Raw genomic sequence first — 7,077 nt, 5'->3', positions numbered from 1 at the left:
GTGATGCCGGTGGTTCCCGTCGCGCCAGTAGCTCCGGTGGCGCCAGTGGCACCCGTCGCGCCAGTGACGCCTGTGGCGCCTGTGGCGCCAGTAGTGCCCGTCGCGCCTGTGGCGCCTGTGATGCCTGTAGTGCCCGTCGCACCTGTGGCTCCGGCAATGCCAGTCAGTCCGGTCGCTCCTGTCGCTCCTGTCGCCCCAGTGACGCCAGCGACTCCGGTAGCCCCTGTCGGGCCTGTCGCGCCAGCGAACCCGGTTGCGCCTGTCGCGCCAGTGACGCCAGTGACTCCGCTTGCTCCGATAGCTCCCGTAGCTCCCGGGATACTAATGCCGGTAGCGCCTGTGACGCCTTGGCCGATCGCCACCCAGGGGGTGTAAGTGAGACCGCCATTAGTGCTGCTACGGTAGTAAAGCGCTGGATTGGAAATGTAGAGCTGCTGTACATAGTCGCCGACGCGCGAGACATATATTGTCCAGACTGCGGGATGCGCCACTCCTTCAGGGCTGTCACCTGGACCGTCCCCTGTTGGGCTCGCAGAGCTGTACACTCCTGGCTGGCTGAAGCTGCGTAATTCAGTGCCCTGCGGTATTTCATTGTTGATGGGGAAGACGCCGTCATCGGCATTCAGTACGACATCGCCGGTCTGTCCATTGACACTGGTCACAGCGCCCGGCAAGCCGGTGGGACCTGTAGGACCTTGCGCACCGACTAGTGTCGGCAGACTTGCTGCCGTCTTCAGCTTGGAGTCGAGCATCATCTCTTGGCGGAATACGGTATCGAGCATGGACTGAGCGCTTTGATTAATCTGCAGAATCTCTGCGAGTGTGGCACCCGGTCCGGTGACGCCGGCCAGCGTGCCTAGAGCGTACTGGATCTTCTCGCCCTCGGCATTGATGATGTGGGCTAGTCCCAGCTCTTCCATCGCGATGGACGAAAAGATCAGGTTCACCACATCGTCCCGCGTCAGTGTCATGGTGGGACTGATGTTTGGAATATTCGGATAGGACAATCTTCATTCCTCCTTAATTGAACGATGGTGTAGCATACTCGTTTGTTTGACATAGCGAGACTGGCAATAACCTATCTTTCTACTTATTTCCGCTTATCGCTTATTAACAGGCGTTAAGGAGCTACCAAAAAAGGACCATTGACGATATCCCAATCGCCAGTGGCCCTGCCTAGCTCCGCTATATTTATTTTTTCGATCTCTAAGGCTAACTAACTAATGGATTGGATATGCGCTAACAATTGCTCGGCCCGATGGCGATACGTATGGTGGGCCAACAGATGTTCAAGGCCTTGACTGGCAATCTTCTGCGCTTCATCCAGATGGGTGAGATAGTAGTCGACCTTCTCCAGCATATCTGCCTGATCGTTGAACAGTACATAGTGTTCGTCTGGCGTGAACACCAGGTTTTGATCTGCATTATTGTTGCTCAAGACGAGCGCGCCGCAGCCCATACCCTCGAGCAACCGCATATTAAAATGTGCAAAGTGAGCAGGGGACTGGTTATACACAATTTTGCATTCATTATACAATTCCGCTATACGAGGACCCGTCAAATGACTGGAATAGAGGGAGAGCGGATGCGCATCGCCAAAACGCGCGGTGATCGCTGCCAGGTCATGGTCACGGCTTTCATATCCCCAGCCATGCGTACCGATAAAGCCTACGGCGTAATCTCGCAATGCCAATGGTTTTGAGCAACTGAAAAAATTGGTGTCTGCCGCAAACGGGAAGAAAATCGAAGGAATGGGGAATTGCTGGGCCAATTCCATCGATTGAGCCATTAACAGGTAGTCAATCTTGAATTCCTCACAAAGCTTGAGGGCTCGCTGCAGCCGATTGGTGCCGTGCAGTAGCCAAAAGTACTTGGGTATTCGTACCAATTCTATATTCTTTACATCGACCACCGCAGTTGTTTCAGGGAAGATGACCGCTTGGTATAAGGCCAGGTCGATTTTGGCAAAGTCGATTTCTTTGGTGTATACATCAACCTCGATACCTAATGATCTTAGTGCATCTTCAAGATATCGTCCGGCTGTAATCGCGGTTTTTACATAGCAAAGCAGCAGCTTTTTTGAAGGTAATTTTTCAAACACTTTTGAACCTCCTAAGAATAGGATCGAAGGGCCTAGGGTTACACAAAACAAGCCAAGAAGCGACTCTACAAGCTGTTAATGCAGCATATTCCTCTCGCTAGCAAAAGGAGCCCTCTCGTTTCCTCTAGCCTCTGGAGGTAATCCTATTTAACACGGCTACAAACTCCTTGACCCGTTTCTTAGTGTTATGGCGTTCATGGACCATCTGCATGCCAGACTGAGCAATACGCAGGCGTTCATCCTCATGCTCCAGATAATAGTTGACCTTATCTTCAAAATTGGTCTCATCCACTTCAACGAAGTGTTCGCCAGTCACAAATCCAAGGTCATTTAGCTCTTGAGAAGAGGGCGCCAGTAACAAGCTGTTGCTAGCTGTAATTTCGAAATATTTCATGACCGGGTATTTAAAAACGGAATCGCAGGTGACACATATTTTGGCCCGATTCAAAATTTTGGAATAATTTTCTCCGATATGAGGATGAGATTCGCCTTCAGTTATCTGAATGTAACCTGGATGAGGTACATATTGAAACCCGGGACGCCCCCAAAAGCGATTCAAATAGTGGATACGCAAAGGATAAATATTAGAAAACATGGCGCCTGTCAATAAAATGTCAATGTCTCTCTCTAACCCGCGATCGTAGAAAACGTCTGTATTGACATGGTGTGGATTCCAAATCATGCCTGAGGCATACTCCGGGAACCAATCCAGGAATCGATCTCGATAATATGTAAACACATGCCGAACGCCGTCATTTTTCAACAATTGTCGTCTTTTCTCAATCTCAAAATGCAGATCATGCAAACGGACCGCGTAAGGGATATTGAGTTCCTTTAATCCAGTGACCTGATGAGACTCGATTTCATAATAATCGTGGAAATAAACGAATTCCGGCTCAAAATCCATCGCGTCGATAATTTCTTGGATGTCTCCTGAGTCGTGAGAAATTCGAAGCTCGGTTTCTTTGGCCAACTCTTGCATGAAGTAGTGAGATGCCTGAACCAGGTAGCGGCTATCATCTCTGCCTAACACTAATAATCTTAAAGGTTCCATTTGTTGTCCTCCTACAATCACCCGCTTTGGGGGTTCGGCAGATTATACGCGGTTCAATTCCTCAAGGGTATCCTTTAAGTAATGAAGCTCGTTGTCCAGCTCGTAATGATGATTGCCGACGAAGAGACCGTGACGATCGATGCGCTGCGCGTGCTTGAGCGAGCCGTGTATTTCGTAATCGAAGTACTGCAGCACTTCATTCTTGGCAAAGTTGCCGGCGACGATGGGTCGGCATTCGATGTCGCGGCTCTGGAGCAGATCTGTCACTTGCTTTCGGGTGAAGGGCGCTGTGGGCTTAAGAATGAGCGCGAAGCCAAACCAACTGCTCTCGCCGAGCTCGCGCTGGACATCGAACCAGGGATGATCAGCGAACAAGCTTTGGTAACGTAGCGCATTCTTGCGTCTGGTAGAGATCATATCCGGCAGCTTTTGCAGTTGTTCGAGTCCGAGCGCGCCATTTAACTCCCCGGGTCTGACGTTATATCCCGGCAACACGAAGCGGAATGATTCCTCGAACGGATCGTCGCTCTTGGCGCCACACACCCGGTTGTCGCTAGGCAGATTGCGCGTCCAGCCGTGAGCCCGCAGCGAGAGCAACAAGTGATACAACTCCTCGTCGTCCGTCACGACCAGACCGCCCTCGATCGTGGAGATATGATGGCTGAAAAACGAACTGTAGCTACCCATTAGACCGAATGTTCCCGTTTGTCGACCATCCCACAATGCGCCGAGCGATTCGCAATTGTCCTCGATCAGGATGATGTTTTTGGATTCGATCAGCTCTTGAATGTTGGAAAAATCGTTTGGGTTGCCCAGCAGATTGACCGCCATCAACAAGCGGGTTCGGTCGCTGATCGCCTTACTCAGAGCGTTCAGATCGTAGTTGAGCGTACACGGATCGATATCGACAAACTTGAGCTTCAAGCCATATTGGTACAGTGGATAATAGGTTGTCGCCCACGAAACAGCAGGGACGATCACTTCGTCGCCTGCTCGGATCGAATGCGCCTTGCTGTAAAACAAGGCGGCGATCATCAGCAGATTGGCGGACGAGCCCGAATTCACCATGACGGCGTACCGGCTGCCTGTATAGTTTGCGAAGGCCTGTTCGAATTGCTCCACCTTCGCGCCCATCGTGAACCTCCCGGATTGTATAACGGTTTGCATCGCCTCCAATTCACGGTGATCCCAAGTCGAGCTCGCCAGCGCATATTTCATCGGAAGTGTTCTCCTTTCGTGGCCATCAGCCATTGGTAGGTTTGGGCAATCCCTTCCGCAAGTCCGGTCGAAGCCGTCCAGCCCAGGCTGCGCAGCCGGCTGGTATCGACGAGCTTCTGCTTCATGCCGACCTCTTTGGATAGATCGTGGACGAAGCCTCCGCGATAATCGACGACCTCCGCGACGGCGCGGTAGTATTCATTCACGGTATAATCAAAGCCGCATCCGACGTTCATCATGTCAGGCAGGTTGTCGAATTGAGCCAAGGCATAGATGAGGAAATCTGCAAAGTCGCCAGCATACATGAACTCTCTGCGCGCGGTGCCGTCGCCCCATATCGTCACCTCATCCACGCCTTCCTGTTTTGCACGGTGGATCTTGTAGAGGGCGGCAGCGAGCAGATGCGAGTGGGTGGGGTCGAATTTATCCCAGGGGCCGTACATGTTGCACGGGATCACTGTTTTGTAGCAGAAGGACGCATCCTCGGCATGAATATACCGACAAAGACGGGCGGTGGCGATTTTGGCCAGCGCATAGCCTTCGTTCGTCGGCTCCAGCTCACCCTGCAGGATAAATTCCTCGCGCAGTGGATTGGCAGCATGGCGAGGATACATGCAAGAGCTGCCGATATTGAGCAGCTTCCTGATGCCGCTCTGACGAGCCGCTCGGACCACGTTGCGTCCCATGTCCATATTGTCCAGCAGGAAGGCGGACTGGAATTGCATATTAGCTTGAATGCCGCCGACTTTGCCAGCCGCATGAATGATCAGTTCGGGCTTATGCTCGCGACAATAGGCTTCCACCTGCGGGTAATCGAGCAAGTTTACTTGCGATCGGCTTGGACAAAGCACATCGTATCGCTTAAGACCCGGATGACGCATCAGGTTTTGGCCGACCATTCCGGATGCGCCCGTAATGAGAACACGCATATCATTCCCCGCCTTTGGCATGGGCCAAGCCCGCTTGGCGGACTTGACCCACCTCGCTGTGTATCATTTCTTTTACAATCGATGGGAGATCGTATTTAGGCCGCCAGTTCAATTGTTCGCGGGCTTTAGTCGCATCGCCGAGCAGCAGCTCGACCTCTGTAGGTCGGTAATATTGCGGCGACACTCTCACGACGACTTGGCCAACTGGCAATTGGAATTCGGGATTGCGGCATGCTGCTACAGACGCGGTTTCTTGCTCTTTTTCGCCTTCGAATGTGAGTTCGATTCCTAGTTCGTCGAAGGCCAGCAACACAAATTCGCGTACGGTCGTTGTCACCCCTGTGGCGATGACAAAGTCTTCCGGCTGCGGCTGTTGCAGCATGAGCCACATCGCTTCCACATAGTCTTTGGCATGTCCCCAGTCGCGCTTGGCATTAAGGTTGCCAAGATATAGACAGTCTTGCAGGCCGAAGGCGATGTTGGCTGCGGCTTTTGTTATTTTGCGGGTGACGAACATCTCGCCGCGTAACGGACTCTCATGGTTGAACAAAATCCCGTTGCAGGCGAAGAGATCGTATGCCTCGCGGTAATTGACAGTGATCCAGTACGCGTACAACTTGGCTACGGCATAAGGACTGCGAGGGTAGAAGGGCGTCGTTTCCTTCTGGGGAGTTTCTTGCACCAGGCCATATAATTCGGACGTGGAGGCTTGATATATTCGAGTCTTCTCCCCCAAACCGGCCGTTCTGACCGCCTCCAGTAGGCGAAGGGTGCCGATCCCGTCGGCATTGGCCGTATATTCCGGCACCTCAAAACTGATATGGACGTGGCTCATTGCCGCCAAGTTATAAATTTCGTCCGGTCGCGTCTCTTGAATGATACGCATAATTTGCGTAGAATCCGTCAAGTCGCCGGCATGAAGATGAAGAGGAACATGATCCTGCAATAGATGATCGATCCGACCGGTATTCGGCAGCGAGCTTCTGCGTTGCAACCCGTGCACCACATATCCTTTCTGCAGCAGCAGCTCCGCCAGGTATGCGCCGTCCTGACCGGTAATGCCGGTGATGAAAGCTGTTTTCCCCATATTTTCCTCCTGACCGTTATTTCCTTGAACCGTAAGCTACAAAAGATCCTATGATCGACACAGGTTGTCATATTCTGAGTTAATAAGCAGAAATGGCGTCACAACATAAAAACCGTACGCTTAGAAGATTCGATCAAGAGGTGCGGGCGCCTTGGCCCGCATCCTCAAGATATCGACTGGAAGTTTTTAACCCGTAATTCGAATAATAGTCATCTGCGCTCCCATCTGTGAACCTTGAGTAATCAGGGTAACAGGTGACGTCAAGGCGTTGTATAAGGATATAATGGTGTTATCTGTTAATATGGGCACTACAACCGATAATCCCAAAGGTGTATATTGTGTCGTAATATTGCTCAAATGGATCTTGCCGCCTGGAATCGAATCAACCTCGTCATCTTTGCGCAGCTCGAATGACATGGCTTCTCCTGTAATGCTAAACACTGCTTGCACATTCCAAGACACCATATAAAGACCCTGAAGCAACGAATAATCAGACGGGGAGTTCTGAGTTATATAGGGCGCTCCTCCATCATAAATTATGCCGTTAAAGTTAATTTGCTGGTTGCCAGGTAACTGGGAGGAGCCATCATAGATAACTGTTAATACGGGGAACGTACCTGTAGGCCCAGTAGCTCCAGTATTCCCCATCAGGCCAGTAGCGCCGGTGACGCCCGTGGCGCCGGTGACG

Annotated in this window: 5 protein-coding genes and 2 pseudogenes; all 7 read right to left on the bottom strand. The window is 51.6% G+C overall.

Annotated features, from left to right (window positions below; all coding sequences use genetic code 11):
* Nucleotides 1-1,007: pseudogene (locus PA598K_RS37380) on the bottom strand (collagen-like protein); the annotation flags it as partial.
* Between the two features lie 209 nt (nt 1,008-1,216).
* Nucleotides 1,217-2,101 (bottom strand): glycosyltransferase family protein, encoded by an 885-nt coding sequence (locus PA598K_RS21250; protein ID WP_260405526.1) that lies wholly within the window; start codon nt 2,099-2,101, stop codon nt 1,217-1,219.
* A 124-nt stretch (nt 2,102-2,225) separates the two neighbouring features.
* Complete coding sequence (locus PA598K_RS21245) at nt 2,226-3,155, bottom strand: glycosyltransferase family protein (protein ID WP_128658893.1); 930 nt, start codon at nt 3,153-3,155, stop codon at nt 2,226-2,228.
* 42 nt (nt 3,156-3,197) lie between these two features.
* Complete coding sequence (locus PA598K_RS21240) at nt 3,198-4,373, bottom strand: DegT/DnrJ/EryC1/StrS family aminotransferase (RefSeq protein ID WP_128658892.1); 1,176 nt, start codon at nt 4,371-4,373, stop codon at nt 3,198-3,200.
* Entirely contained in the window at nt 4,370-5,302 is a 933-nt protein-coding gene (locus PA598K_RS21235) for a GDP-L-fucose synthase family protein (RefSeq protein WP_128658891.1), read from the bottom strand. Before PA598K_RS21235 ends, PA598K_RS21240 begins: the two co-directional genes overlap by 4 nt.
* 1 nt (nt 5,303) lies before the next feature.
* Nucleotides 5,304-6,389 (bottom strand): GDP-mannose 4,6-dehydratase, encoded by a 1,086-nt coding sequence (gene gmd, locus PA598K_RS21230; protein WP_128658890.1) that lies wholly within the window; start codon nt 6,387-6,389, stop codon nt 5,304-5,306.
* 186 nt (nt 6,390-6,575) lie between these two features.
* Nucleotides 6,576-7,077, bottom strand: a pseudogene (locus tag PA598K_RS21225) (hypothetical protein); the annotation flags it as partial.

It is taken from the genome of Paenibacillus sp. 598K, assembly GCF_003851045.1.
Classification (GTDB): domain Bacteria; phylum Bacillota; class Bacilli; order Paenibacillales; family Paenibacillaceae; genus Paenibacillus_D.
This window is presented reverse-complemented; position numbering and strand designations above follow the sequence as displayed.